This window comes from Rhodanobacter sp. FW106-PBR-R2A-2-24, from assembly GCF_058789615.1.
Genome location: NZ_JBYTBV010000002.1, coordinates 2,812,787 through 2,836,628 on the forward strand (window position 1 = coordinate 2,812,787; position 23,842 = coordinate 2,836,628).

The 23,842-nt window shown below is 68.5% G+C and carries 23 protein-coding genes; 11 read left to right on the forward strand and 12 right to left on the reverse strand.

Annotated elements, in window-relative coordinates; all coding sequences use genetic code 11:
* Positions 1–2: 2 nt before the first annotated feature.
* The 3 genes from ybeY to miaB form a co-directional block, all read right to left on the reverse strand.
* Entirely contained in the window at positions 3–467 is a 465-nt protein-coding gene (ybeY, locus tag AC3WQA_RS13915; protein ID WP_492676366.1) for an rRNA maturation RNase YbeY, read from the reverse strand.
* 77 nt (positions 468–544) lie between these two features.
* Positions 545–1,525: a PhoH family protein gene (locus AC3WQA_RS13920; protein WP_492675640.1), complete on the reverse strand. Its 981-nt coding sequence runs from the start codon at positions 1,523–1,525 to the stop codon at positions 545–547.
* A gap of 115 nt (positions 1,526–1,640) precedes the next feature.
* Positions 1,641–2,984, reverse strand: a complete 1,344-nt coding sequence (gene miaB, locus AC3WQA_RS13925; RefSeq protein ID WP_492675641.1) for a tRNA (N6-isopentenyl adenosine(37)-C2)-methylthiotransferase MiaB — start codon at positions 2,982–2,984, stop codon at positions 1,641–1,643.
* A 179-nt stretch (positions 2,985–3,163) separates the two neighbouring features.
* Here miaB and AC3WQA_RS13930 point away from each other — a divergent pair, with 179 nt between their 5' ends.
* Positions 3,164–4,228, forward strand: coding sequence for a lytic transglycosylase domain-containing protein (locus AC3WQA_RS13930; RefSeq protein WP_492675642.1), 1,065 nt, complete (start codon positions 3,164–3,166; stop codon positions 4,226–4,228).
* A gap of 117 nt (positions 4,229–4,345) precedes the next feature.
* On the opposite strand, the gene AC3WQA_RS13935 is transcribed toward AC3WQA_RS13930, so the two are convergent.
* Positions 4,346–5,506 (reverse strand): S1C family serine protease, encoded by a 1,161-nt coding sequence (locus AC3WQA_RS13935; RefSeq protein WP_492675643.1) that lies wholly within the window; start codon positions 5,504–5,506, stop codon positions 4,346–4,348.
* Positions 5,507–5,696: 190 nt separating this feature from the next.
* Between AC3WQA_RS13935 and petA the strand changes: the two genes are divergently transcribed.
* The 5 genes from petA (at position 5,697) to AC3WQA_RS13960 (ending at position 9,487) form a co-directional block, all read left to right on the forward strand.
* Complete coding sequence (gene petA / locus AC3WQA_RS13940; protein WP_492675644.1) at positions 5,697–6,302, forward strand: ubiquinol-cytochrome c reductase iron-sulfur subunit; 606 nt, start codon at positions 5,697–5,699, stop codon at positions 6,300–6,302.
* Positions 6,302–7,597: a cytochrome b gene (locus AC3WQA_RS13945; protein WP_492675645.1), complete on the forward strand. Its 1,296-nt coding sequence runs from the start codon at positions 6,302–6,304 to the stop codon at positions 7,595–7,597. Before petA ends, AC3WQA_RS13945 begins: the two co-directional genes overlap by 1 nt.
* A 13-nt stretch (positions 7,598–7,610) precedes the next feature.
* The gene (locus AC3WQA_RS13950; protein WP_492676367.1) at positions 7,611–8,342 is read left to right on the forward strand and encodes a cytochrome c1; all 732 of its coding nucleotides are present in this window, start codon (positions 7,611–7,613) and stop codon (positions 8,340–8,342) included.
* 75 nt (positions 8,343–8,417) lie between these two features.
* Positions 8,418–9,044: a glutathione S-transferase N-terminal domain-containing protein gene (locus tag AC3WQA_RS13955; protein ID WP_492675646.1), complete on the forward strand. Its 627-nt coding sequence runs from the start codon at positions 8,418–8,420 to the stop codon at positions 9,042–9,044.
* Complete coding sequence (locus tag AC3WQA_RS13960; RefSeq protein WP_492675647.1) at positions 9,041–9,487, forward strand: ClpXP protease specificity-enhancing factor; 447 nt, start codon at positions 9,041–9,043, stop codon at positions 9,485–9,487. Before AC3WQA_RS13955 ends, AC3WQA_RS13960 begins: the two co-directional genes overlap by 4 nt.
* Positions 9,488–9,501: 14 nt before the next feature.
* Here the strand turns inward: AC3WQA_RS13960 and AC3WQA_RS13965 are convergent, their stop codons facing one another.
* The 4 genes from AC3WQA_RS13965 to AC3WQA_RS13980 all read right to left on the reverse strand — a co-directional run bounded on the left by AC3WQA_RS13965 (position 9,502) and on the right by AC3WQA_RS13980 (position 13,591).
* Entirely contained in the window at positions 9,502–9,981 is a 480-nt protein-coding gene (locus AC3WQA_RS13965; RefSeq protein ID WP_492675648.1) for a DUF3301 domain-containing protein, read from the reverse strand.
* Positions 9,982–10,082: 101 nt separating this feature from the next.
* Positions 10,083–10,943: a carboxylating nicotinate-nucleotide diphosphorylase gene (gene nadC / locus AC3WQA_RS13970; protein WP_492675649.1), complete on the reverse strand. Its 861-nt coding sequence runs from the start codon at positions 10,941–10,943 to the stop codon at positions 10,083–10,085.
* A complete protein-coding gene (locus tag AC3WQA_RS13975) occupies positions 10,940–13,243 on the reverse strand; it encodes a DUF1631 domain-containing protein (protein ID WP_492675650.1) in 2,304 nt (767 codons plus the stop codon). Before AC3WQA_RS13975 ends, nadC begins: the two co-directional genes overlap by 4 nt.
* 75 nt (positions 13,244–13,318) lie before the next feature.
* Positions 13,319–13,591, reverse strand: coding sequence for a Trm112 family protein (locus AC3WQA_RS13980; protein WP_492675651.1), 273 nt, complete (start codon positions 13,589–13,591; stop codon positions 13,319–13,321).
* A gap of 62 nt (positions 13,592–13,653) precedes the next feature.
* On the opposite strand from AC3WQA_RS13980, the gene purE reads away from it, so the two are divergent.
* Both purE and AC3WQA_RS13990 read left to right on the forward strand, forming a co-directional pair.
* On the forward strand, positions 13,654–14,157 hold the full coding sequence (purE, locus tag AC3WQA_RS13985; protein WP_492675652.1) for a 5-(carboxyamino)imidazole ribonucleotide mutase: 504 nt from the start codon (positions 13,654–13,656) through the stop codon (positions 14,155–14,157).
* Positions 14,154–15,311, forward strand: a complete 1,158-nt coding sequence (locus tag AC3WQA_RS13990; protein WP_492675653.1) for a 5-(carboxyamino)imidazole ribonucleotide synthase — start codon at positions 14,154–14,156, stop codon at positions 15,309–15,311. The genes purE and AC3WQA_RS13990 overlap by 4 nt, the downstream gene beginning before the upstream one ends.
* A 344-nt stretch (positions 15,312–15,655) precedes the next feature.
* On the opposite strand, the gene tsf is transcribed toward AC3WQA_RS13990, so the two are convergent.
* The 3 genes from tsf to AC3WQA_RS14005 form a co-directional block, all read right to left on the reverse strand.
* The gene (tsf, locus tag AC3WQA_RS13995; protein ID WP_492675654.1) at positions 15,656–16,534 is read right to left on the reverse strand and encodes a translation elongation factor Ts; all 879 of its coding nucleotides are present in this window, start codon (positions 16,532–16,534) and stop codon (positions 15,656–15,658) included.
* Between the two features lie 96 nt (positions 16,535–16,630).
* Positions 16,631–17,503 (reverse strand): 30S ribosomal protein S2, encoded by an 873-nt coding sequence (gene rpsB, locus AC3WQA_RS14000; protein WP_492675655.1) that lies wholly within the window; start codon positions 17,501–17,503, stop codon positions 16,631–16,633.
* Between the two features lie 174 nt (positions 17,504–17,677).
* Positions 17,678–17,815, reverse strand: a complete 138-nt coding sequence (locus AC3WQA_RS14005) for a hypothetical protein (RefSeq protein WP_492675656.1) — start codon at positions 17,813–17,815, stop codon at positions 17,678–17,680.
* Here AC3WQA_RS14005 and map point away from each other — a divergent pair.
* Both map and glnD read left to right on the forward strand, forming a co-directional pair.
* Positions 17,808–18,572 (forward strand): type I methionyl aminopeptidase, encoded by a 765-nt coding sequence (map, locus tag AC3WQA_RS14010; RefSeq protein WP_492675657.1) that lies wholly within the window; start codon positions 17,808–17,810, stop codon positions 18,570–18,572. The genes AC3WQA_RS14005 and map overlap by 8 nt on opposite strands.
* Before the next feature lie 131 nt (positions 18,573–18,703).
* Positions 18,704–21,337 (forward strand): [protein-PII] uridylyltransferase, encoded by a 2,634-nt coding sequence (gene glnD / locus AC3WQA_RS14015; protein ID WP_492675658.1) that lies wholly within the window; start codon positions 18,704–18,706, stop codon positions 21,335–21,337.
* A gap of 114 nt (positions 21,338–21,451) precedes the next feature.
* On the opposite strand, the gene AC3WQA_RS14020 is transcribed toward glnD, so the two are convergent.
* A complete protein-coding gene (locus tag AC3WQA_RS14020) occupies positions 21,452–22,567 on the reverse strand; it encodes an HD-GYP domain-containing protein (RefSeq protein ID WP_492675659.1) in 1,116 nt (371 codons plus the stop codon).
* A gap of 449 nt (positions 22,568–23,016) precedes the next feature.
* Here AC3WQA_RS14020 and dapD point away from each other — a divergent pair, with 449 nt between their 5' ends.
* Positions 23,017–23,838 (forward strand): 2,3,4,5-tetrahydropyridine-2,6-dicarboxylate N-succinyltransferase, encoded by an 822-nt coding sequence (gene dapD / locus AC3WQA_RS14025; RefSeq protein ID WP_492675660.1) that lies wholly within the window; start codon positions 23,017–23,019, stop codon positions 23,836–23,838.
* The last annotated feature ends 4 nt before the right edge of the window (positions 23,839–23,842 follow it).

Genomic DNA, 23,842 nt, shown 5'->3' on the forward strand with positions numbered 1-23,842 from the left:
CTTCAGGCGTAGGGGTCGGCGATGCCCAGTGAGGCCAGGATGCGCGTCTCCAGCGCCTCCATCGCCACGGCCTCGGCTTCCACCAGGTGGTCGTAGCCCAGGAGATGCAGCGTGCCGTGCACGGTCAGGTGCGCCCAGTGGTCGCGCCCGCGCTTGCCCTGCTCGGCAGCCTCGCGCGCCACCACGGGGGCGCACAGCACCATGTCGCCGATCAGCGGCAGCTTGAGTTCCGGCGGCAGCTCGGCCTCGAAGGAGAGCACGTTGGTGGCGTAGTCCTTGCCGCGGTAGTCGCGGTTCAGCGAGCGGCCTTCCGCGGCATCGACGATGCGGATGGACAGCTCGGTGGCACGGCGCCGCCTCGCGCCACGCAGCGCGGCCTCCACCCAGCGGCGGAAGCTGGCGGCGGAAGGGATGCCCGCACGCGGCACGGCGTAGCCGAGGTGCACCACCACACCGGGCTGTTGCAGGAGTGGCTTCAGCCGCGATGCCTTTGTGTTGGGCGGGATCGCGGCTGAAGCCGCTCCTGCGGGCGCGCGCGTGCCGCTCACTTGTCCTCGTCCTTCTGCTCGAACGCCTCATAGGCGCGCACGATCTTCGCCACCAGCGGATGGCGCACCACGTCGCGCGAGGTGAAGAAGGTGAAGCTGATGCCGTCGACGCCGCGCAGCACTTCCACCGCGTGGCGCAGGCCGGAGCGCACGTTGCGCGGCAGGTCGACCTGGCTGACGTCGCCGGTGATCACCGCCACCGAGCCGAAGCCGATGCGGGTCAGGAACATCTTCATCTGCTCGACCGTGGTGTTCTGCGCCTCGTCGAGGATCACGTAGGAGTCGTTGAGCGTGCGACCGCGCATGTACGCGAGTGGCGCAATCTCGATCACGTTGCGCTCGATCAGCTTGGCGACTTTCTCGAAGCCCAGCATCTCGTACAGCGCGTCGTACAGCGGGCGCAGGTAGGGATCGACTTTCTGGGAAAGGTCGCCGGGCAGGAAGCCCAGCTTCTCGCCGGCCTCGACGGCAGGGCGCACCAGCAGCAGGCGCTGCACGCGGTTGGCTTCCAGCGCCTCCACCGCGCAGGCCACGGCGAGGTAGGTCTTGCCGGTGCCGGCCGGGCCGACGCCGAAGCTGATGTCGTGGTGGGCGATGGCATGCAGGTAGCGCGCCTGGTTCGGGCCACGGCCCTTGATGACGCCGCGCTTCACCTTGATCGTCACGTCCTGCACGCCGTCGCCGGTGGCGTCGGCGAGTGCGTCCACGCCCGATTCGGCCAGCTGCAGGTTCACCTTGGCGCCGTTCAAGACCTCGTTCTCGGTGGCGGCATAGAGCGCGCGCAGCACTTTCTCGGTGGCGCGTGCGTTGGCGTCCTCGCCGATGGCACGGAACAGGTTGCCGCGATGATCGATCTCCACGCCAAGGCGCAGCTCGATCTGGCGCAGGTGCTCGTCGAACGGCCCGCACAGGTTGGCGAGGCGGGCGTTGTCTTCGGGGGCCAGGGCGAAATCGCGTTCGGTGAGGTCGGGGCTCATGCTTTGCGGCGTCCTCTCCCCTCGGGGGAGAGGATGGCGGTGAAGGGCGGGGCTTGCGGCAAGGACGGCCTCTCACCCCGGCCCTCTCCCCGGAGGGGGGAGGGAGTGTTTGGGCTCAAGCGGCTTGTTCGGCCAGCGCGTGCACGCGGCCGCGCAGGGAGTTGGCCAGCGCCTCGGTGACGAGCACGTCCACGAAGCGGCCGATCATGCGCGCGTCGCCGGGGAAGTTCACGTAACGCATGTTTTCGGTGCGGCCGGCCAGTTCGTTGGCGTTCTTGGCGCTGGGTTTTTCCACCAGGACGCGCTGCACGGTACCGACCATCGCCTCGTTGACCTGCTTCGCGTTGGCGTTCAGCACGGCTTGCAGGCGTTCGAGGCGGGCGTGCTTCTCGGCCATCGGCGTGGGGTCGGCGAGGTTCGCGGCCGGGGTGCCTGGGCGCGGCGAAAAGATGAAGGAGAAACTCTGGTCGAAGCCGATCTTGTCGATCAGCGTCATCGTCTCCTCGAAATCCTCCGCCGTTTCGCCGGGGAAGCCCACGATGAAATCCGAGCTGATGCAGATGTCCGGGCGCACCGCGCGCAGCTGGTAGATCTTGCGGCGGTAGTCGGCGGCGGTGTAGCCGCGCTTCATCTTGCCCAGGATGCGGTCGGAGCCGGACTGCACCGGCAGGTGCAGGAAATTGGCCAGCTTGGGCACGTTGGCGTAGGCCTCGATCAGCGAGTCGGAGAACTCCAGCGGATGCGAGGTGGTGAAGCGGATGCGGCCGATGCTGTCGATCTGCGCGATGGCGTGGATCAGCACGGCCAGGTCGGCGACGCCGCCGTCGTGCATCGGGCCGCGATACGCGTTGACGTTCTGGCCCAAGAGGTTCACCTCGCGCACGCCCTGTTCGGCGAGCTGGGCCACTTCCACCAGCACGTCGTCGAACGGTCGGCTGATCTCGGTGCCGCGCGTGTAGGGCACCACGCAGTAGCTGCAGTATTTGGAGCAGCCCTCCATGATGGAGACGAAGGCGGTGGGGCCTTCCGCGCGCGGCGCGGGAAGGCAGTCGAACTTCTCGATCTCGGGGAAGGAGATGTCCACCTGCGGCTGGTGGGTGGCGCGATTTTGCTCGATCAACTGCGGCAGCCGGTGCAGGGTCTGCGGGCCGAACACCAGATCCACGTAGGGGGCGCGCTTGACGATGGCCTCGCCTTCCTGGCTGCCCACGCAGCCGCCCACGCCGATCAATACCGGCTTGCCGCCCTGTTTCAGCTCCTTCCAGCGGCCGAGCTGGCTGAACACCTTGTCTTCGGCCTTCTCGCGGATCGCGCAAGTGTTCACCAAGATCACGTCGGCCTCGGCCTCGTCCTCGGTCAGCTCCATGCCGTGCGAGGCGCGCAGCACGTCGGCCATCTTGGACGAGTCGTACTCGTTCATCTGGCAGCCGTAGGTCTTGATGAAAAGTTTGCCGCTCATGGTGCTGGTTACCGTGGGTGTGCGTCGAAGCGGCGCCGCCGCTGAACCGCGCAGTGTACGCCGACGTCCCGTGGCTCGCCAGCAAGCGGCTTGCGTATCAAGCACTTGGGGCAGATATGGCGCATGAAACGGCTGCCTCGCCCTTGGCGTGGCGTGCGTGTGGCGGCACACTGCACGCCATGCCCCATGCCGTACGCCACCAGGTTTCGTCCCGCCGATCGCCGCCGCGGCGTGCGCTGCTGGCCTGCGGCCTGCTGTCGGGGGCGATCTGGTGGCCGCTGGCGCATGCGGGAAGCTTGTACCACTGTGCCGGCGCCCATGACGAGGCGGTATTCACCAGCACGACGACGGGTTATCACGACTGTCGCAAACTGGGCAGCTACGCCGCGCCGGCGCGGCGCGGCCCCACGGCTTCCCTGCAACGTGTGCAGGGCGGCGCGGTGGGCACACGGACACGGTTCGAGGCCGCCAGCGTGGCGCTGGCGGGAGTGCAGGGCAGTGTGCTGGCCAGCGCCAGGCCATTGTCGCCGCCGGCGGTCACCAGCAACGTGCCGGCGGCGCTGCGTGGGCACTGGACCTACCAGCAAGGCGGCACGACCGACGCGTTGGCGGCGGTACCGGACGCCACGGCACCGGGCGATCGCGTGCTGCGCGGCGCGGTGTACCGTATCGCGCGGGCCGACGGCAGCGTGGAGTACACCAATATCCCGCCGGCGGGGCGTGCGGCGCAGACCGCCAAGCGGCTGTTCACCTATATCGCCACCTGTTTCGCCTGCAGCCTGCATTCGGCCATCCACTGGGGCAGCCTGCAGCTCAACCTCACCGCCTACGCCGACGCGATTCGCGCGGCGAGTGTGGAGTACGGCGTGGACGAGGCCTTCCTGCGCGCGATCATCCACGCCGAGAGCGCGTTCAACCCCAATGCGCTTTCGATCAAGGGCGCGCAGGGTCTGATGCAACTGATGCCCGGCACCGCCAGCGACATGGGCGTGCTCGATGCCTTCAACTCCGAGCAGAACATCCGTGGCGGCGCGCGTTACCTCGGCCTGCTGCTGCACGACTTCAACGGCAACGAGCATCTGGCCGCCGCCGCCTACAATGCCGGCCCGGCGGCGGTGCAGCGTTACAACGGCGTGCCGCCGTATGCCGAGACCCAAGTCTACGTGCAGCGCGTGGATACGCTGCGCAAGCGTTACGAAGCCGCCTTGCATCCGCCCTTGGCCGCGCTGCGCCCCGCCGGCTGACCATCACCCCATCGGCCGGGCCACCGCTCCGGGCGATCCGCCGCCCCTGCGGTGCTGCCGGCGCCACTGCCTACTGTGGCCGCCGTCGGCCGGCGCGGGCCGTGTCCCGGCGCGGAGTCAATCGTTGCCGGCCCCGATGTCCAGGTTCATCGCCGGGCGCTCGGTGAGCGTGGCGTGGGTGTGGAAGGGGCTGCCGTTGCGCAGGCCGGAGAGTTCCACCGTGGTGCCGGGCTTGATCGCCGCCTCGCGCCGGCGCAGGTCGGCGGGGTCGCGGATGTCGTCGTTGCCGATGCGCAGCAGGATGTCGTGCGACTGGATGCCGGCCAGTGCGGCGGGGCTGCCGGGGTAGACGTCGGTGACCTGGGCGCCGCGTGCAGCGGCGGGCAGGCCGCTGTTGGCGGCTACCGGTACGAAGCTGTAGTCCGCGCCCAGCCAGCCACGCACCACGTGGCCGGTGGCGACGATCTGGTCCAGCACGCGCTTGGCGGTGCCGGCCGGGATCGCGAAGCCGATGCCTTCGGCGTTGTGGGCCTTGCCGATCAGGGCGGTGTTGATGCCCACCAGCCGGCCCTCGGCGTTGACCAGCGCGCCGCCGGAGTTGCCGAGGTTGATCGCCGCGTCGGTCTGGATGAAGTCCTCGGCGCTGGAGTTGCTGAGCTGCCGGCCCACCGCGCTGACGATGCCCATGGTCACGGTCTGGTTAAGCCCCAGCGGATTGCCGATGGCCAGCACCACGTCGCCGGGGCGGGGTTTCTGCGCGGCAAGATGGACCACCGGCAGGTTGCCGGCGTTGATCTTCAGCACCGCCAGGTCGGTCTCCTCGTCCTTGCCGATCACCTGGGCATTGGCCACGCGGCCGTCGTAGAGCAGCACCTGGATGTTGGTGGCCTGCGCGATCACGTGGTAGTTGGTGAGCACGTAGCCCTGGGCGCTGACGATCACGCCCGAGCCCAGGGTCTGCTCGCGGCGCGCGTAGGTGGTGAGGGTACCGCCCAGCAGCTGCTGCAGCACGGGGTTGTCGTACATGCGGATCGCCCGCTCGTTGACGATCTTGTCGGCGTAGATGTTCACCACCGAGGGCGCCGCCATCGCCACGGCGTCGGCATAGGAGGCCGGAGCGGAGGGCGCGGCGATGCTGGATGTTCCCCCGGGCAGCCCCAGCCGAGCGCGCAGGCGGGCTCCGCTGGCGGGCCAGAACAGGCCGATCACGAACGCGGCGGCAAGGCCGAGGACGGCGCAGCGGGCGATGAAGGCGAACAGGCCTGCGGCATGTTTCATGTCGTGCGGCGATCCGTGACGGGCGGCGGGCGGTGGGGTAGGCTGGCGGGATGGCCCGGCTGTCGACTCGTACCGAGGTGTTTTATTGTACGGTGCGGGGGCTGACGCTAGACTAACGCGATTTTTAGGGGTTCCAAACCGTCGCCGGGGCGCGAGCCTTTTCCTGATTCAGCATGTACCGGAGAGCCTGATGGCGAACGAAGTCGTCGATCATGGCCGCCGCCGATTCCTCACGGCCGCCACCTCGGTGGTTGGTGGTGTGGGGGTTGTCACGGCTGCCATGCCCTTCATCAAGTCGTGGGAACCCAGCGCGCGCGCCAAGGCGGCTGGTGCGCCGGTCACCCAATCCCTGAAGAAAATCGAGCCCGGCCAGCAGCTCATCGTGGCCTGGCGCAGCCTGCCGGTGTTCATCGTCAACCGCACGCCGGAACAGCTGGCCACCCTGCCCAAGCAGGATGCGCGGCTGGTCGATCCCAAGTCGGACGGCAGCTCGGCCGACCAGCAGCCCAAGTACGCGCAGAACGAGACGCGCTCGATCAAGCCCGAGTGGCTGGTGATGGTCGGTATCTGCACCCACCTCGGCTGCGTGCCGAACTTCGTGGGCGAGATGAAACCCGAACCGTTCGACCCGAACTGGGCCGGCGGCTACTACTGCCCCTGCCACCACTCGCGCTACGACATCGCCGGGCGCGTGTACCAGGGTGTGCCGGCGCCGAAGAACATGCAGATCCCGGAGTACCACTTCGTGGACGACATGACGGTGCAGATTGGCGTGGGTCCGAAGGAGGCCGCGTAATGGCGAACGCATTCACCCAATGGTTCGACGAGCGCGCGCCCGGGCTGGCGGTGACCTACCGCAAGCACATGACCGAGTATTACGCGCCGAAGAACTTCAACCTCTGGTACTACTTCGGTTCGCTGGCGCTGCTGGTGTTCGTCAACCAGATCGTCACCGGCATCTTCCTCACCATGAACTACAACCCGAGCGCGGCGGGAGCCTTCGACTCGGTGCAGTACATCATGCGTGACGTGGAGTGGGGCTGGCTGATCCGCTACATGCACACCACCGGCGCCTCGCTGTTCTTCGTGGTGGTGTTCCTGCACATGTTCCGCGGCATCATCTACGGCTCGTTCAAGAAGCCGCGCGAGCTGGTGTGGTTGCTCGGCATGCTGATCTTCCTGTTGCTGATGGCCGAAGCCTTCATGGGCTACGTGCTGCCGTGGGGCAACATGTCGTTCTGGGGTGCCAAGGTGATCGTGTCGCTGTTCGGCACCATCCCGGTGATCGGCGGCCACCTGGTCGAATGGATCATGGGTGACTTCCTGCCCGCCGACGCCACGCTGAACCGCTTCTTCGCGCTGCACGTGGTCGCGCTGCCGATCGTGCTGCTGCTGCTGGTGGTGCTGCATCTGGCTGCGCTGCATGAAGTGGGCTCGAACAACCCCGACGGTGTGGACGTCAAGCACGGCGCCAAGGGCAACCGCTGGAGCCCGAGCGCGCCGGCCGACGGCATTCCGTTCCATCCGTATTACTCGGTGAAGGATCTGGTCGGCGTGGGCGTGTTCCTGCTGGTGGCTGCCTTCATCATCTTCTTCGCGCCCACCTTCGGCGGCTGGTTCCTCGAACACGACAACTCGATCCCGGCGAACAACCTGCTCACTCCGGCGCAGATCAAGCCGGTGTGGTACTTCACCGCCTTCTACGCCATCGTGCGCATGATCCCCTCGGCGCTGGGCACCGCGGTGTGGGGCGTGCTGGGCATGTTCGGCTCGATCGCGCTGTTGTTCGCGCTGCCGTGGATCGACGTGGGCCCGGTCAAGTCGATCCGCTACCGTGGCACCGGCTACAAGGTGGCACTCGCGGTCTTCGTGTTGGCTTTCTTCGGCCTCATGGCGATCGGCATGGACCTCACCGACGAATACCTGCCGCGCATCTTCGGCGCCGACATGGACATCACCCTGTGGGACAACATCATCGGTCGCATCCTGACCGTGGCCTACTTCGGGTTCTTCGTGTTCATGTGGCTGTATACGCATCTTGGCTGGGAAAAGACCAAGCCGGTTCCGGAACGGGTGACCATGCATGACTAAGTTGACGCTTTCGATGAAACGGCTGCTTCCCGCTTTTGCCGTGACACTCGGCCTGTTCCTGGCCGGCCCGACCGCCGTGCGTGCGGAGGGCGGCGAAAACCTGATGCCGGCGCACGCCACCGTGCAGGATCAGGCCTCGCTACAGCGCGGCGCGAAACTGTTCTTCAATTACTGCGCGGGCTGCCACTCGCTGAAGTACCTGCGCTACTCGCGTCTGGCCGACGATCTTGGCCTGACCGAGCAGCAGGTGATGCAGAACCTCAACTTCACCGGCGCCAAGTTCGACGACCCGGTGATCTCGCACATGCCGGCCGACGATGCCGGCAAGTGGTTCGGCAAGGCACCGCCCGACCTCTCGCTGGAAGTGAGCGCGCGGGGTGCCGACTGGGTCTACACCTACCTCAACAGCTTCTACCTCGATCCCAAGAGTCCGATCGGCTGGAACAACCTGGCGCTGCCCAATGCCGCCATGCCGTTCCCGCTGTGGGAGATGCAGGGCGAGCAGACCGCCGTGATGAAACCCGGCACGGAGGAGGTCGCCAAGCTCGATCTGGCCAAGCCCGGCACGCTGACGCCGGCGCAGTACCAGGAGGCCACCCGCGACCTGGTGAACTTCCTCAGCTACGCCTCCGAACCGGCAGCGTTGCAGCGGCACCACTATGGCATCTGGGTGCTGCTGTTCCTGGTGGTGTTCACCTTCCTGGCCTATCTGATGAAGAAGGAATACTGGAAGGACGTCCACTGATTTTCGTGGCCGCAACCCCCGGCCGCGCGGGCCTTGACCCGCGTGGCCGCGCAACCGAAACAGGAAATGCCGCGCATGGTTCCAAGCGCCCGTTCGCGTAACGCACTCACCCTTTACACCACGGCTGATGGCGTGCAGTGCCACCGTGTCCGGCTGGTGCTTGCCGCCAAGGGCGTCAGCTACGAACGCGTGCTGGTCGAGCCGGGCAGGCCGCCGCAGGATCTGCTTGACCTCAACCCGCACGGCGACGCGCCCACCCTGGTGGATCGCGACCTCACCCTGTACGGCACCGACGTGGTTTGCGAGTACCTCGACGAGCGTTTCCCGCATCCGCCGTTGATGCCGATCGACCCGCTTTCCCGCGCGCGTCTGCGCGTGGCGGCGGTGCGCATCGAGCGCGAGTGGCTGAGCGAGATCGACGGCATTCTGGCCGGTGGCCGGCATGCGGAAACCGCGCGCAAGCACCTGCGCGCGCATCTGCTGGCGGCGCTGCCGCTGTTCAAGGCGGCCCGGTTTTTCCTGAACCCCGAGATGAGCCTGCTCGACTGCCTGGTGGCACCGGTGGTGTGGCGCCTGCCGTGGCTGGGCGTGGACCTGGGCCGCGAAGGCAAGCCGGTGGTCGACTACGGTGAACGCCTGTTCCACAGCCAGGGTTTCGTGCGCAGCCTGACCGAGCAAGAACAGGCCATGCGCCCCCGATGAACGACACCGCCGCACCCGCGATGAGCTCCAACCGCCCGTACCTGTTGCGGGCCATCTATGACTGGATCAGCGACAACGGCCTGACGCCCTACCTCCTGGTCGACGCCACCGTGGAAGGCGTGCGGGTGCCGCCGCACGTCATCAAGAATGGCCAGGTGGTGCTCAACATCGCCATGCGCGCGGTGGCGAAGCTGGAGCTTGGCAACGAGTGGGTGGGCTTCTCGGCGCGCTTTTCCGGCGTCAGCCATACGGTGCGCGTCCCGCTGGCGGCGGTACTGGCCTTGTATGCCCAGGAGAACGGGCAGGGAATGATGTTTCCGGCGGGCGAGGAAGGTGATGCGCCACCACCGTCAGCACCGCCGGAAGCGCCCGTAGGCAAGGGTGGCGACGGCGATGGCGACAAGCCCAAGCGCGGCGGCTCGCACCTGCGCGTCATCAAGTAGCGTATTGGCGCGCCTCAGTGCGCGCGGTCATCCCCGACCGAACGCCGGCGCGGCCGCAGCGGCACCACGTTGCTGTCCGGCGGGTAATCCGGTGAGCGATCCTGCGGGGCATCGGGCAAGGCCGGTCGTGGCGGGGCGAAAGAGGGCGCCTGCGGGGGGCTTGCCCAGGTACCCGCTGGCGTGGTCGACACCACGTTGGGTAGCCGCAGCTCGGTGAGTTCCGTGCCTTGCATCCACAGCAGGCCCGACTGGCGGTCGGCGCCGTCGATGCTCAGTTCAAAACCGTAACCGCGCTCCAGTTGCAGCCAGCCAGCCACGCGGCGCAGGCGCAGGGCACGCAGGCCCACGCTGTCGTCGAGCAGTTGCAGGCCATAGTGCGCGCACTGCCGCTGCGCCTCGGCCACGGCGCGCTCGCGCGCCGCGCTCAGCTTCAGCCACAGCCCGGCCACGGCGATCAGCGTCAGGAGTACCAGCAGGTCGTCGACATTGCCCATGCAGGCAGTGTGTGGGCTGGCCCGCCCGGGTGCAAGCGCCTACCCTTGCGATCATCCCTGAGCGCAGAGATCAAACGGGTGGCTACCCCTGGTCGCACTCTTCAGACACTCAATTGCAGTCGCAGCGACAGGTCGACGGCGTGCACGTGCTTGGTCAGCGCGCCCACCGAAATGAAGTCCACACCGGTGCGGGCGTACTCGCCGATGGTGGTGAGATCGACGTTGCCGGAAACTTCCAGCGGCACGCGACCACTGGTGATGGCCACGGCCTCGCGCATCAGGGGCACGGTGAAGTTGTCCAGCATGATGCGATCCACGCCGGCGGTGAGCGCCTGACGCAGCTCGTCAAGGTTTTCCACTTCCACTTCCAGCAGCAGCGCCGGATGCAGGTGTCGCGCCGCAGCCACGGCCAGCGCGATGCCACCGGCGGCGATGATGTGGTTTTCCTTGATAAGGATGGCGTCGTACAGGCCGATGCGATGGTTGTGGCCGCCGCCGCAGCGCACGGCGTATTTCTGCGCCAGGCGCAGACCGGGGAGAGTCTTGCGGGTGTCCAGCACGCGGGCGCGGGTGCCGGCGACGGCGGCCGCGTAGGTGGCGGTGGCGGTGGCGGTGGCCGAGAGCAGCTGCAGGAAGTTCAAGGCGGAGCGCTCGGCGCTGACCAGCGCGCGGGCGTGGCCGGTCAAGCGGCAGAGCAACGTGCCAGGCGCCACGCGCTCGCCGTCGTGCGCCAGCCACTCGATGCGCACGGCGGGGTCGAGGCGGCGGAAGCAGGCGTCGAACCACGGCGTGCCGGCGATCACCGCGTCATCGCGGCAGGTGAGCGCGGCGTGTGCCTGGCTAGCGGCCGGCAGCAGGCTGGCGGTGGCGTCGCCCTTGCCGAGGTCTTCGGCAAAGGCGCGTTCCACATCGAGGGCGAGCTGTTCGGCGGCGGGAGGATCGAACGGGAGTCGGGCAGTCATTCGGCGCCGGTATCGGATTTGTTGTCGCCAGGTTGGCGCAGGCGGCTGACGATGGCGCTCATCGCGCGGTCGAACAGGGCGTTGGTGGCCAGCACCTGGGCATGCCCGCTGCCGAGCAGCACGGCCAGCTCCTGCGCGGCGTAGTCGGCCACCTTCAGGCCGCGCCGGTTGACGAACAGATAGCGTCCGCTCATCGGGCTGACCCAAGACAGCTTGGCGCGCACCATCGGCTCGCCGGGCAACTGGAATTCCATCCACACGCCGGGCTGCAGGCTTTCCACCTGGCGCCATTCGGGGCTGTCCACCGCGACGGCGGCGACTTCCTCGGGGAGTTCCTCCGGCTCGGCGGCGGCGACCGGCTGAATGCTCTCCGGGATGGCCGGCGCCAGCGGGATGGCGGTCGGCAGGGCCGGGGCCGGCGCCGCGCTCGGCAGGGTTTCGCCTAGTTGCTGGCCGTACCACTCGCGCAGCTGGCCGAGCAGACGCTCGGTGTCCTGCGGCTGGAAGGCGATGTTGGCCAGGCCCTGGCGCAGCGAACGCTCGACGTGCGGCAACAGCTCGCGCAACTGCCGGCGGGCGGCCTCGTCGCGCGCCGGCATCATGCTGGTGATGAAGTCGTCGATGAAGCGCAGGCTGGCGCGGAACTCGCCCGAATCCTCGCCCTGGCGCAGCAGCACCAGCACCAGATTGTTGGCCCAGGCGCGGGTCAGCACCTCGCGTGCCAAGGGCGGCAACTCGCGGCCGTTGATGCGCTCGACGATCTCGCGCGCGGCACGCCGACGGGCTTGCTCCAGCTTCTCGCGGCCACGGGTGGATTCGGTGGCGCGTTGCTCGGCCAACTCCGAGCGGCGCTGGCTAGCCTCGATGAACTGCAGGAGGTCGGCCAACTGGCGCTCGAAGATGCCGAGGTCGTCGTCGAACTGGTGCAGCAACTGGTCGACGATGCCCTTGACCTTGTCGCGCAGGCGACCGTCGCGGTCGGATTCGACCGACCAGCCCTTGGCTTGCTCGGCCAGCGTGTCGAGCAGGCGCCGCGCCGGGTGCTGGCGATGCGCGAACAGCTTGCGGTCGAGGATGGCCGCCTTGAGGTAGGGGATCTGCAATCGCGCCAGCATCACCTGCATTTCGGCCGGCAGGGTGTGGTCGCCCAGGATGAACTCGAACAGCATGCCGACCAGGTCGATGGTGTCCTCGTCCATGTTGGCGACCTGGGCGGGACGGCTGCCGCGCAAGGCGCCAAGCTGGGTGAGCAGTTGCTCCTTGAGCCTGGCCACGGCATCCCGATCGAGCTCGCTTTCCGTGCCCGTTTCGTTGGGTTTGGGCAGCTCGGTGGAGGCGATCTGGGTTTGCAGCACGCTGAGCGCGCCGAGGAGTTCGTTGACCGAAGGCGGTGGGCCGCTTGCCTCACCGCCGCGTGCATCGATGGCGCCGCCGCCGGTGCCGCGCCTGGCGACGAACAGGTTGTGCAGTGTTTGCAGCAGCTCGGAGGAGGCCTGGTCGGGCGCACCGGAGGTTTCCTCGGCGGTGGTTCCCGTGGTGTCGCCGTGCGTGCCGGCGGGGGATTTGCCGCGCGGCGCCGAAGCACTGCGGGACAGTTCCGGCCGGAGCAGGGGCAGCACGCCGGCACGGGCGAGCGCCGCGTTGGCCTCGCCGTAGAGTTCCTCCAGCGCAGACAGCACGTAGCGGTCGAACAGCTTGTAGATCAGGAGCTTCACGCGCATGTCGGCGGCGAGCTCGCGCATCGCCTGGCGGAAGGATTGCGACAGCGCGGTCGGCGCGATCGGGTTGCTGGCCTCGTCGACCTTGCGTCCGCCGCAGATTACCGCCAGGCGCTGGTTCAGGGTGAACAGTTCGCGCGCGAGACGGCTTTGGTGCTTGCTGCCCATGCTGGTGATGGCCAGCGATTCTTCCAGATCGGCATCGCCCACCAGCGACAGCTCGCCCGCCATTGGCGCCGAGGCTGGTGCCGAGGCGGCGAGGCCTGACGCCTGGCGCCCGGCCAGGTTGCCCAGTTCGCGGTTCACCTGTGCCAAAAAGTTGCGTTCCACCGCCGGGCGGCGCTTGCGCACCTCGCGCATGCCGTCGAAGTAATGGGTCTGGGTGGCGTTGTTCTCGGCTTTCTCGGCCAGGTCGAACAAGGCGTCGTCGACGTGCTCGAACAGGTTGCCAACATACTGCTGCAGGTGCTTGCCGGCGATGCCGCGCACGGCGTTGAGCAGTTCGCCGACGCGCTCGCCACTGGCAGCATCCAGCCGGGGCGCGATGGGAATGATTTTTGGCTGTTCGGGGGCTTCGTTCATGGCCACACCTTGGAGGGGGCGGGACGCGGTGGCGTCAATGGTTGACTCGTCGATTCGGCGGTGAGGTCGGGCCGCTCAGGCGGCTGCCGGGAAGTCGCGGAGCTGGGTCGTGCCGATGCCCTCCTCGGGCAGCATCACCGGGATGCCGTCGTCGACGCGGTAGATCAGCTTGCGGTCGACGGTGATGAGGCCCTCGGCCAGCCCTTCGCGCACGGCCGCGCCGGCTGTGGTGAGCACGCCGCCGGCCGTGATGGCCTGGTTGAGCGCGGCCAGCTCGGCCCGCCCCAACAGGCGCACCGGCGTCTTGCTGGCCGGGCAGCAGAGGATGTCGAGCAGGTGCTTGTCCATGGGATGAAATCGTCGAAAACCCGGAAAGTCCGTACAATAACCTCTTTTGGACGGTCGAATCCATGACAGCAACGACGGAAACGCCGCGTGTGGGCGTGGTGATGGGGTCGCGCTCGGACTGGGAGACCATGGAACACGCCGCCAGGGTGCTCGCCGAACTGGGCGTGGCGCATGAGGTGCAGGTGGTCTCCGCGCACCGTACGCCCGATCTCCTGTTCCGCTATGCCGAGCAGGCGGCAGGGCGCGGTCTCCAGGCCATCATCGCCGGCGCCGGCGGCGCTGCCCACCTGCCGGGCATGCTGGCAGCCAAGACCCGGTTGCCGGTGTTCGGTGTGCCGGTGCAATCCAAGGCATTGAACGGCATGGATTCCTTGCTTTCCATCGTACAGATGCCCGCCGGCATCCCGGTGGGCACGCTGGCGATCGGCCGGGCCGGCGCGGTGAACGCCGGCCTGCTGGCCGCCGCCGTGTTGGCGCTGCACGATCCGCGCCTGGCTGGCGCGCTGGAGGCCTGGCGTGCCAGCCAGACGCAGGCCGTGCTCGATCAGCCGGATCCACGCGCATGAGCGCCTCACGGCAGCCCGTGCTGGGTATCCTGGGTGGCGGCCAGCTGGCGCGCATGCTGGCGCTGGCGGCCGCGCCGCTGGGCGTGCAGACCCTGGTGGTGGACGGCGCCGCCGATGCCTGCGCGGGCCAGGTGGCGCCGCTGGTGACCTGCGGCTGGGACGACTGGGCGGCGCTGGAAGGCTTCGCCGGCAAGGTCGATGCGGTGACCTTCGATTTCGAGAACGTGCCGGCCCAGACGGCGCGCTGGCTCGCGCAGCGGGTACCGGTGTTGCCCAACCCCGAGGCGCTGGCGACGGCGCAGGATCGCCTGGTGGAGAAAACCGCCTTCCGCGCCTGCGGCATCCGTACGCCCGAGTTCATGGCGGTGGATGACCGCGCCGGCCTCGTGGCGGCGCTAGCTGCCATTGGCGCGCCGGCGGTGCTCAAGACGCGCCGTTTTGGCTACGACGGCAAGGGCCAGTTTCGCCTGAAGACACTGGCCGATGCCGATGCTGCGTGGGCCGCGTTGGGGCCGTCGGCGGGCTCGCATGGCCTGATCCTGGAAGCCTTCGTGCCGTTCGAGCGCGAGCTTTCGGTGGTGGCCGTGCGCAGCCGGGCCGGCGAATTCCGCTGTTGGCCGCTGACACAGAACTGGCACGTCGATGGCGTGCTGAGCCTCAGCCTCGCGCCGGCGCCGGCGATCGACCAGTTGCAGGGGCGAGCCGAGGCGCTGGCGCGCGCGCTGGCCGAACAGCTGGATTACGTGGGCGTGTTCGCGCTGGAGCTGTTCGTGAAGGACGGCGAACTGCTCGGCAACGAGATGGCGCCGCGCGTGCACAACTCCGGCCACTGGTCGATCGAGGGCGCGCACACCAGCCAGTTCGAGAACCACGTGCGCGCCGTGCTGGGCCTGCCGCTGGGCGACACCGGGGTGCGCGGATTGTCGGTCATGTTCAACTGGATTGGTGAACTGCCCGATGCCGCGCCGGTGCTGTGCACGGTGGACGGGCACTGGCACGACTACGGCAAGTCGTCGCGGTCGGGCCGCAAGGTGGGGCACGCCACGGTGTGCGCGCCGGACGCGGCGACGATGGCGGCGAAGCTTGAGACGTTGGGCAAGGCGCTGGGCCGCGAGGCGCAGGTGGCGCCGGGCATTGCGGCGCTGCGCGGGTAGAAGCCGCGCCCATGGATGGGCGCACGTCCCAGCAGGCCGCAGGCCAGCTGGACAGAGCCGGGCTCGCTTGGCGAGTCCGGCGAGCTACCAATGGGCAGGAGCCCATTGACGGCATCAAACACGGCGCTCTGGCATTTCGTGCTCGCCGAGATGCAACCACAAAAAAGCCGCGGATTTCCGCGGCCTTTTTGCGTTGGCCCGTTCTCGCCAAGAGCGGAAGCGTGCCGTGTTGATGGTCCAAAAAGGGGCCCTTGCCCCTTTTTGGACGCGCCCGGTTCGCAGGGCGAACCGGGCTCCGCTGCGCAGGCGTCCATCCATGGGCGCCGGGCGCGCGAAGCGCGCCCTTAGCCCTGCATCGCCTTGGCGACTTCGGCCAGGTAGTCTTCCTGCACTTTCTCGATGCCTTCGCCCACGGCCAGACGCACCACGGTCACCACCTCGGCGCCTTCCTTCTTCAGCGCGTCGGCCACGGTGACGTTGGTGTCCAGCACGTAGGGCTGGCCGACCAAGGTGACCTCGGAAATGATCTTGTGGATCTTGCCGCTGACGATCTTCTCCAGGATCTCGGCCGGCTTGGCCTTTTCCTTGTCCGACATGGCGGCCAGGGCGATTTCCTTCTCCTTGGCGATGAAGTCGGCGGGGACGTCGGCGGCGTGGACGTAGGGCGGGTTCATCGCCGCCACGTGCATCGCCACGCCCTTGGCCAGTTCATCGGAGCCGCCCTTGAGCGCCACCAGCACGCCGATGCGGCCGCCATGGATGTAGCTGCCGATCTTGCCGTCGGTCTCGACCCGTGCCATGCGGCGCACTTCGATCTTCTCGCCGATGGTGGCGACCAGCACCTTGGCGCCTTCTTCCACGCTGGCGGCGCCCGGGTAGGCGGCGGCGTTGAGCGCATGGATGTCGGCGGCGCCGGAGGTCAGCGCCACGTCGGCGACGGTGTCGCCGAACTTCACGAAATCGGGGTTCTTGGTGACGAAGTCGGTCTCGCAGTTGACCTCGACCAGCACGGCCTTGCCGGTGCCCTGGGCAACCACGATGCGGCCTTCGGCGGCGACGCGACCGGCCTTCTTGTCGGCCTTGGCAAGGCCGGACTTGCGTAGCCATTCCATGGCGACTTCGATGTCGCCGTGGTTCTCGACCAGCGCCTTCTTGCACTCCATCATGCCGGCGCCGGAACGCTCGCGCAGTTCCTTGACGAGTTGGGCGGAGATATTGCTCATCGGTATTCCTCGCATGCTTGATGGCGTCGCGGTTCGTCACCGCGACGCCGGGATGGCTTGTCGAACCGGCGGCGGCTGGCCGCCGCCGGTCGGCGCTTACTTGGCGTCGCGCGGCGCGCGCGCGCCACGGCCGCCGTCGCGGCCGCCATCGCGGCGCGGGGCACCCTTGCGGTCGCCGTCACGGTCGCGGCGCGGTGCGGCGCTCTTGCGTTCGGCCTTGGCCACCGGGTTGCCTTCCTCGTCCAGCTCGACGAACTCGTCGGCGTCGCCCTGGGCGGCGGCCGGCGCGGCGGCCTTGCCTTCCAGGATGGAGTCGGCGGCGGCGCGGGCGTACAGCTGGATCGCGCGGATCGCGTCGTCGTTGCCCGGGATCGCGTAGTCGACCAGCTCCGGGTTGTAGTTGGTGTCGACCACGGCGATCACCGGGATGCCCAGCTTCTTGGCTTCCTGCACGGCGATGTCTTCATGGCCGATGTCGACCACGAACAGCGCGTCGGGCAGGCGGTTCATGTTCTTGATGCCGCCCAGCGAGTTCTCGAGCTTGTCGCGCTCGCGGCGGCGGGCCAGCACTTCGTGCTTGACCAGCTTGTCGAAGCTGCCGTCGGTCTCGGCCGCTTCCAGCTCCTTGAGCTTGGCCACCGACTGCTTCACGGTGCGGAAGTTGGTCAGCATGCCGCCGAGCCAGCGCGCGGTGACGAAGGGCATGCCGGCGCGGGTGGCTTCCTCGGCCAGCGTCTCGCGGGCGGAACGCTTGGTGCCCACGAACAGGATGGTGCCGCGCTTCTGCGCCAGGCCCGACAGGAAGTTCATCGCGTCAGTGAACAGCGGCAGGGTCTTTTCGAGATTGATGATGTGGATCTTGCCGCGGGCACCGAAGATGTACGGGGCCATCTTGGGGTTCCAGTAACGGGTCTGGTGACCGAAATGGACGCCGGCTTCGAGCATCTCGCGCATGGTGACTTGAGCCATGGTGTAACTCCTTGCAGTGGGCCTTTTCAGGTGGCCCGGGGGTTGGAACCTCCACGCACCCCCGGCTTCGACCGCGGCAGCGAATGCTGCGCGCGGCACCCCGAAGGCGGTGCCGATGCGTGTGTGGCGTGGGTTTGGGCGTTGTGGCGCGGCGCGCTACAATCCCGTTTCGCTTCACAGTGTGCGGCCGCCGAAAGCTTCGACGGCTGGCTGCAAAACTGTGAAATTGTAGCCGGTGCGCCGGCGAGGCGGCAAGTTGCCTGCGCCGGGCGCGGGATCGGTGCCGCCATCGAAGGCATTCAAGATGGCCATTACGCTGAAATCCCCCCAGGACCTCGAAGGCATGCGCGTGGCCGGCAAGCTGGCCGCCGAAGTGCTGGCGATGCTCAAGGACTACGTCAAGCCGGGCGTCAGCACCGAGGAACTGGACCGGCGCGCCTACGAGCACATCGTCAACGTGCAGAAGGCGATTCCGGCCAACGTGGGCTACCACGGGTTTCCCAAGACGTTGTGCACCTCGGTCAACCACGTGATCTGCCACGGCATCCCCAGCGAGGGCAAGCTGCTGAAGGACGGCGACATCGTCAATCTCGACGTCACCGTCATCAAGGACGGCTGGCACGGCGACACCAGCCGCATGTACATCGCCGGCGCCCCTTCGGTGCTGGCCCGGCGCCTGGTGGACACCGCTTTCGAGGCGATGATGCGCGGCATCCAGGTGGTGCGCCCCGGCGCCACCCTGGGCGACGTGGGCCACGCCATCCAGCAGCACGCCGAGGCGGCGGGTTTCTCCATCGTGCGCGAGTACTGCGGCCACGGCATTGGAAAGATCTACCACGACGAGCCGCAGGTGCTGCACTACGGCAAGGCCGGCACCGGGCTCACGCTGCAGGAAGGCATGACCTTCACTGTCGAGCCGATGATCAACGCCGGCAAGCCGCACACCAAGCAGCTGCCCGACGGCTGGACGGTGGTCACCAAGGATCATTCGCTCTCCGCGCAGTGGGAGCACACCATCGCGGTGACCGCCACCGGCTTCGAGATACTCACGCCCTGGCCGGATGCGTAGGAGCGCACTGGTGCGCAATGGCGGTGGCTTCGATCCAGCGCCAGAACCATCGCGCACCAGTGCGCTCCTACGGGTGAGGCCTGGTGGCGTGGCAGACTGACGATCCTTCCCCGCCGCCTCGAATCCCGCCGATGAGCGTCGTCCTTCCTCCCTTGCCGCGGCTGCCGCCGGCGGTGCCGCGCTCGGGCGTTTCGGTCGAGGCGCGGCAGGCATTGCGGCAGTTGCTGGGCGATGTCGATCGCGCGCTGGCCACGGCCTTCCGCGACGGCGCCGATGCCAGCGCGCTGGCGCGGCGGCGTGGCGAGGCGGTGGCGCGCATCGTGGTGCACGTGTGGACGGCCTGCCTGGGCGAGGTGGCCGGCGCGGCGTTGTTCGCGGTGGGCGGCTTCGGCCGCGGCCTGCTGTTTCCGCACTCCGACGTGGACCTGCTGGTGCTGGCCGAACGCCCCGAGCCGGCGCGCCTGCGCGCGCTGGAGCAGTGCTTCGCCACGCTGTGGGACGTGGGCCTCAAGGTAGGCCATGCGGTGCGCGAGCCGGCGCAGTGCCGCGCGCTGGCGGCGGCCGATGCCAGCGTGTTCACCAGCCTGCTCGATGCGCAATGGATGGCGGGCGATGCGGCCATGGAAGCCACGCTGCGCGCCATCGTGGACGATCCCGCATCGTGGCCGCCGCGCGAGTACCTTGCCGCGCGGCTGGCCGAGCGCGATGCCCGGCACGCACGCCACGGCGATACCGCGAGCAACCTCGAGCCCAACCTCAAGGACGGCCCCGGCGGCTTGCGCACGCTGGATTCGCTGCGCTGGCTGGGGCGGCGCCTGGCGCATGCGGGCGGTTTCGAGGCGATGCAGGATGCCGGCCTGCTCGACCCTGCCGAGCGCGCCAGCCTGTGCGAGGCCGAGGCCACGCTGCGCCGCTACCGTTACGCGCTGCATCTGGAAGCGGGGCGGCCGGAGGAGCGCCTGCTGTTCGACTACCAGCGCGCGCTCGCCGTGCGGCTGGGCTTCGAGGATGAGCATGCGAAGAACCTCGGCGTCGAGCAGTTCATGCAGGGCTATTACCGCGCGGCCAGCACGGTCGAGCGGCTGGGCGTGCAGATCGCCGAGCGCTTCGTCGAACTGCTGGAGCCGCCCGGCGAGGCGATGCCGGTGGGCGAGGACTTCGTGCGCCACGGCACGCGCCTCGCGGCGCGCGACCCGGAGCTGTTCGCGCGGCACCCGGCGGCGCTGGTGGAAGTCTTCATCGCGCGGCTGGGCGAACCCGGCCTGGTCGGCTTTTCCGCCGACACCATGCGGCGCATCCACCAGGCCACTGCGCAGCACGCCGGCAAGCTGGCCGACGACCCCGCGGTGTTGGCTGCCTTCCTGCGCCTGCTCAAGCGCGGCGCGCCGGCGGTGGACGCGCTGTGGCGGATGAACCGGCACGGCCTGCTCGCCGCGATCCTGCCGGCGTTCGGCCAGGTATTCGGGCGCATGCAGTACGACCTGTTCCACGTCTACACCGTGGACGAGCACACGCTGCGCGTGCTGCGCCAGCTGGCGCGCTTCGCCGATCCCGCGGCGCGTCGTGAATTCCCCGTTGCCTGCGACGCCTGGGCCAGCCTCGGCCAGCCGGAACTGCTGCTGCTGGCCGGCCTGTTCCACGACATCGCCAAGGGCCGTGGCGGCGATCATTCCGTGCTGGGCGAGGGCGACGCGCGCGCGTTCTGCGCCAGGCTGGACCTGCCTGCGGTGGACGGCGAGCGCGTGGCCTGGCTGGTGCGCTGGCATTTGCTGATGAGCACCACCGCGCAGCGGCAGGACATCACCGATCCCGAGGTGGTGCGCAAGTTCGCCGACACCGTGGGCGACCGCGAGCGGCTGGGCCGGCTCTACCTGCTCACCGTGGCCGACATCATCGGCACCAGCCCCAGGTTGTGGAACGGCTGGAAGGATCGCCTGTTGGCCGACCTCTATGCCGCCGCGCGGCAGGCGCTGCGCAGCGACACGCGGCCGGGGCACGATGCCGCCGCGCGCATCGAGGCCTGCCGCGCGCAGGCGCTGATCCTGCTGCGCGGCGAAGGCATTGCCGCCGAGGCAGTCGCGCGCGTCTGGGAAACCTTCCCTGCCTCCAGCTTCCTGCGCCATCGGCCCGAGCAGATCGCCTGGCAGACCGCGGCGATCGTGCGCGCGGACGGCGCGTGGCCGCTGGTCGCCGTGCATCCGTTGTCGGTGCGCGGCAGCACCGAATTGTTCGTCTATACGCCCGACCGCGACGGCCTGTTCGCCAGCGTCACCGCCATGCTGGACCGGCTGCACTTCTCGGTGGTGGAAGCGCGCATCCTGGGTTCCGGCGCCGGCATGGCGATGGACACCTTCCTGCTGCTGGAGGCGGACAGCCAGCAGCCGGCCAGCGCCGAGCGCGCCGAGGAACTGCGCGCGCGCATGCAGCGCGCGCTGGCGCAGGGCGGGCAGATCCTGCCGCCACGGCGCAGCATGTCGCGCCAGCTCAAGCACTTCCAGATGTCGCCGCGGATCGACTTCCGCCAGGCCGATGGCCGCACCCGCATGGCATTGGTGTGCAGTGATCGCCCCGGTCTGCTGGCGGCGGTGGCGCAAGTGCTGGTGGCCTGCGAGGTGCGCGTGCGCGACGCGCGCATCGCCACCTTCGGCGAGCGGGTGGAGGATTTCTTCCAGTTGGCCGTCCACGGCGACGCACCGCTGGACGAGGCGCGACAGCGCCGCCTGCGCGAGGCCTTGTTGCAACGGCTGGGTGGCGCGGTGGACTGAGCGTCGGTGAAAAACCGTCCGTCTACCGCCGCCGTAGCCAGCGGTGCCGGTGCGACGACGTTTGGATTTTCCACCGGCTCTGCGGCGTGGTGCGCCATGGGTTTGGCGTGGGCGTCAAAGCACCGCGTCGGCGCCCCAGATGGCGGCCATGTTGACCGGCAGTTTCAGCGCATCGAGATCGACCACCGCCTTGATGGCGTGCGCCGGCGAGTCGCCGTTGTGGCGCAGCGGCGTGGCCAGGCACATGCCGTTGGGGGTGGTGATGGCGGCCACCCGCGGCGTGTTTACCCGGGCGTTGCCGCGGTGGGTGACCACCGCGACGCTGCCGTTTTGCAGGCGCACGCCAGTGCCGGGCGGGTAGATGCCCAGGGTCTTGATGAACTGCGCCACCAGCGACTCGTCGATGCAGTGGCCTTCGCGCAGGAAGAGCTGGCGCAGCGCCAGGGTGGGCGACAGCGCGGCGCGGTAGGAGCGGGCGGAAACGCGCGCGCAGTAGACGTCCGCCAGCGACAGCAGGCGCGCGCTCTGGCTCATGGCGTCGCCCTGCTTGCCGGCTGGATAGCCGCTGCCGTCGGGGCGTTCGTGATGGTCGCGCACGGCCGCCAGCCAGACCTCGTCGCGCACGCCCAGTTGGCGCAGCATGTCGACACCGACCTCGCAGTGGCGGTGCACGGCGAGGCGCTGCTCCTCGCTGAGCGGCCCTTCCATCTGGTGCAGTTGCTGCTGCAGATCCAGCATGCCGATGTTCATGGTGAGCGCGGCGGCCACGGTCGAGCCGAGGACGTCTTCGGGCCATTCCAGCGCGCTGCCCACCACCTGGCAGGCGACGGCGGTGTTCACCGTGTGGCGGATCGCATACGGCGCATCGCGCACCAGCAGCACGGAGGCCAGCGCCAGGTCGCTGTTGGCGCGGCAGGCGCGGGCAATCAGGTTGCCGATGCGGTGCAGCTCGGCCGGAAAGTCGGTGGCACCCTGCTGGAACAGTTCCAGCAGGCGCCAGCGAGCGGCCAGGATCACGCCCAGCGGCGTCTTGGGGAAGTTCTTTTCGGGTGGCGGCAGGCTGCTTGGCGCGGTGATCGCCAGGATGTTCTCGGTGATGCGCTCCAGTTGCTTGTCGGAGCCGATCACAGCGCCCTTGCGCAGCAGCAACTGGCCTTTGTCGTCGTAGGCATTCCGGGACAATACCTGCCCGATGGCCGGGTTGTTGGGATCGAAATTGCGTCGTGACATGGACATCAGAGTGTGGGGGAGGTACGGCCAGGGCGGATCGCGTGGGGTGCTCCGACGGCTGGTCGCACCATTATCCACCGATCCTTTGGAACACCCCGAAAAATCGACTTGCTGCCGGGTTTGCGCGCAGCTCCGCCGCGCGCCGCAGGCAGTGCGAGATGTTCGCGGACGCTCTTGCATTGCGGGGTGGCGCGAGTCGATGGCACGGGCAGTCGAGCCTCCGGGTGGTGGGCGCCCATCCGGGTCGGGTGGGTACCGCAAAAATCGGCTGAAGCGCCCGCAACTTTAGCAGTCCGTTGAAAAACAAGCTGTTGCGGGGGTCATCCGGCAGGCCGTCACAGCCAGGCGATTTTTCGCGGCCGCTCAGCTTGGGTGGCCGGGTTTCGTCCGGTCGCGGGGGCAGGCACAATGGACGGGTTTTCCGCGATCAATTTGGACGTCCATTCACCATGCCAAACCTTGAATCCCTGATCGACGACGCCTTCGACCGCCGCAACGAACTCGCGGCCGGCGAGATCGAAACCAGCCTGCGTCCGGCGGTGGAGCAGGCGCTGGATCTGCTCGAATCCGGCGCGCGCCGCGTGGCCGAGCCGGACGGGCATGGCGGCTGGAAAGTCAACCAGTGGCTGAAGAAGGCCGTGCTGCTGTACTTCCGCCTGAGCGGTAACCACGTGGTGGACGGCGGCCCGGCGCTGGCCTTCGACAAGGTGCCGCTGCGCTTTGCGCAGGGCGCGGAGCTGGAAAATCTCGGCGCGCGCGTGGTGCCCGGCGCGCTGGTTCGGCGCGGCGCGCACATCGCGAAGGACGCCGTGCTGATGCCGAGCTACGTCAACATCGGCGCCCACGTGGGTGCCGGCACGATGGTGGATACCTGGGCCACGGTGGGTTCCTGCGCGCAGATCGGCGCGGGCGTGCACCTGTCCGGTGGCGTGGGCATCGGCGGCGTGCTGGAACCCTTGCAGGCCGGCCCCACCGTCATCGAGGACGGCTGCTTCATCGGCGCGCGCTCGGAGGTGGTCGAAGGCGTGGTGGTGGAGCGGGGCAGCGTGATCGGCATGGGCGTGTTCCTCGGCCAGTCCACCCGCATCTACAACCGCATGACCGGCGAGATCAGCTACGGCCGCGTGCCCGCCGGCAGCGTGGTGGTGGCCGGCAGCCTGCCGGCGAAGGACGGCTCGCACAGTCTTTACGCCGCGATCATCGTGAAGCAGGTGGACGAGAAGACGCGCGGCAAGACCTCGATCAACGAACTGCTGCGCAGCGGCGAGTAGGAGC

Coding starts and splice junctions, on each gene's coding strand:
- tsf (WP_492675654.1), bottom strand. CDS start 16,534: ATGAGCAATATCTCCGCCCAACTCGTCAAGGAACTGCGCGAGCGTTCC.
- AC3WQA_RS14020 (WP_492675659.1), bottom strand. CDS start 22,567: ATGTCACGACGCAATTTCGATCCCAACAACCCGGCCATCGGGCAGGTA.
- nadC (WP_492675649.1), bottom strand. CDS start 10,943: ATGACTGCCCGACTCCCGTTCGATCCTCCCGCCGCCGAACAGCTCGCC.
- petA (WP_492675644.1), top strand. CDS start 5,697: ATGGCGAACGAAGTCGTCGATCATGGCCGCCGCCGATTCCTCACGGCC.
- map (WP_492675657.1), top strand. CDS start 17,808: ATGGCCATTACGCTGAAATCCCCCCAGGACCTCGAAGGCATGCGCGTG.
- AC3WQA_RS13945 (WP_492675645.1), top strand. CDS start 6,302: ATGGCGAACGCATTCACCCAATGGTTCGACGAGCGCGCGCCCGGGCTG.
- AC3WQA_RS13930 (WP_492675642.1), top strand. CDS start 3,164: ATGCCCCATGCCGTACGCCACCAGGTTTCGTCCCGCCGATCGCCGCCG.
- AC3WQA_RS13980 (WP_492675651.1), bottom strand. CDS start 13,591: ATGGACAAGCACCTGCTCGACATCCTCTGCTGCCCGGCCAGCAAGACG.
- glnD (WP_492675658.1), top strand. CDS start 18,704: ATGAGCGTCGTCCTTCCTCCCTTGCCGCGGCTGCCGCCGGCGGTGCCG.
- AC3WQA_RS13950 (WP_492676367.1), top strand. CDS start 7,611: ATGAAACGGCTGCTTCCCGCTTTTGCCGTGACACTCGGCCTGTTCCTG.
- AC3WQA_RS14005 (WP_492675656.1), bottom strand. CDS start 17,815: ATGGCCATCTTGAATGCCTTCGATGGCGGCACCGATCCCGCGCCCGGC.
- rpsB (WP_492675655.1), bottom strand. CDS start 17,503: ATGGCTCAAGTCACCATGCGCGAGATGCTCGAAGCCGGCGTCCATTTC.
- miaB (WP_492675641.1), bottom strand. CDS start 2,984: ATGAGCGGCAAACTTTTCATCAAGACCTACGGCTGCCAGATGAACGAG.
- AC3WQA_RS13990 (WP_492675653.1), top strand. CDS start 14,154: ATGAGCGCCTCACGGCAGCCCGTGCTGGGTATCCTGGGTGGCGGCCAG.
- AC3WQA_RS13920 (WP_492675640.1), bottom strand. CDS start 1,525: ATGAGCCCCGACCTCACCGAACGCGATTTCGCCCTGGCCCCCGAAGAC.
- AC3WQA_RS13955 (WP_492675646.1), top strand. CDS start 8,418: ATGGTTCCAAGCGCCCGTTCGCGTAACGCACTCACCCTTTACACCACG.
- purE (WP_492675652.1), top strand. CDS start 13,654: ATGACAGCAACGACGGAAACGCCGCGTGTGGGCGTGGTGATGGGGTCG.
- AC3WQA_RS13965 (WP_492675648.1), bottom strand. CDS start 9,981: ATGGGCAATGTCGACGACCTGCTGGTACTCCTGACGCTGATCGCCGTG.
- dapD (WP_492675660.1), top strand. CDS start 23,017: ATGCCAAACCTTGAATCCCTGATCGACGACGCCTTCGACCGCCGCAAC.
- AC3WQA_RS13935 (WP_492675643.1), bottom strand. CDS start 5,506: ATGAAACATGCCGCAGGCCTGTTCGCCTTCATCGCCCGCTGCGCCGTC.
- AC3WQA_RS13960 (WP_492675647.1), top strand. CDS start 9,041: ATGAACGACACCGCCGCACCCGCGATGAGCTCCAACCGCCCGTACCTG.
- AC3WQA_RS13975 (WP_492675650.1), bottom strand. CDS start 13,243: ATGAACGAAGCCCCCGAACAGCCAAAAATCATTCCCATCGCGCCCCGG.